Origin of the sequence: Kitasatospora sp. NPDC057512, assembly GCF_042802135.1 — a bacterium.
Taxonomy (GTDB): Bacteria; Actinomycetota; Actinomycetes; order Streptomycetales; family Streptomycetaceae; genus Kitasatospora.
Map to the genome: position 1 here is coordinate 1 of NZ_JBHVET010001239.1, position 1,311 is coordinate 1,311.

Here is a 1,311-nt window from a genome sequence, read left to right on the forward strand (position 1 = left end):
GGGTCCAGACCGGCCAGCGCCGTGCGCAGCCCGGCCCGCAGCCGGGCGAGCGGCGCCTCGGCGAGCAGCCCGGCGTCCTCCGCGTACAGCGCCGACCAGGCGACCTGCTCGCGCTCCGCCGGTCCGGGGGCGGCGGTCGCCGCGACGGCGTGCAGCACGCCCAGGTCGGCGGCCGCCGAGAGCCGGACCAGTCCGGCGCGGCGCTCCTCGTCCGGGTACGGCTGCTGGAGGGCGGGGTGCAGCCCGACCAGGTCGGCGACCCGCCGGGCCAGCGGCAGCCCGAGCGGCCCGGCCAGCCGCGGTGCCAACGACTGGCGGCGGGCGGTGCGCAGCGCGGTGGCGAGCACGCCGGCCAGCCGGGCGTCCCCGCCCCGGCCCAGCTCGTCCAGCCGGGCCGATACCTCGGCCAACTCCTCCGGGGAGCAGGAGAGTTCGGGGAGCTTCAGGGCCGCCGCGAGGGCGGCGGGCTCGGGCAGCGCGCCGGAGCGTACGGCCCAGAGCGCGGCGCTCGGGCCGAGCCCGTTCTCCACCACCGCGGCGTGCATCCAGTGGGTGTCGGTGCGCACGTGCCGTGGGCGGACCCACTTGGCGACCCGCTCGCCGAACTCGGCCCGGGAGAAGCCCCGGACCGTCCGCACCACGTACCCTTCCTGCCGGTCGAGGTCCAACCGCAGGGCGCGCAGGGCCCGTTCGTCGTAGCGGCCGCGCCACAGCACCCGGGGGACGGGGACACCGAGGCGGCGCAGGAAGCGGACGGTGTCGTCCCAGTCCAGGCAGTGGTCCGGGCCGCGGTCTGCGCCGTGGTCCGGGCCGCCGGGCCCGCCCGTCCAGACCGAGAAGCCGTAGAACCAGCTCTCCAGGTCGGTGTACGGGATCGAGTGCCGGGCGAACAGGTTCTCGCCGCAGATCCGCCAGCCGTCCGGGATGCGCGGGGCGATCCGGCCCTGGAGGCCCTTCACCCAGGCGCGGGACGGGTGGTGGGCGGAGTCCAGCGAGCGGGCGTGCAGGCCGTCGCGGTAGAGCGTGGTGTTCTCGCCGTCGAGCTTCTCGGTGACGACGACCTCGGCGCCGACCAGCGCGGACAGGTCCCCGGTCCGTACGTCGTCCGCCGCGGCGCCCGGTGACCAGGGCAGATGCGGCGTCCGGGGGTAGTGCACACGCATGACCGGCTCCCTGGGCGTTCTTGATCAGGCGGACACTGTAGGAGCGGTCGCGAACGCCGGGCCACCGATTTACCGGGCTTCGGAGTGGTTGCGCGGGCGCCCCCGGCCTGGACGGCCGGGGGCGGCGGAGCAGGCGCGGAGGGTCAGC

At 76.9% G+C, this 1,311-nt stretch carries 1 protein-coding gene; it reads right to left on the reverse strand.

Features of this window, described 5'->3' with window-relative positions; genetic code table 11:
* Nucleotides 1-1,163 (reverse strand): RNA ligase family protein (locus ACFU6K_RS39185; RefSeq protein ID WP_380671480.1); only part of this gene is annotated, 1,163 nt, incomplete at its 3' end.
* Nucleotides 1,164-1,311 lie beyond the last annotated feature (148 nt).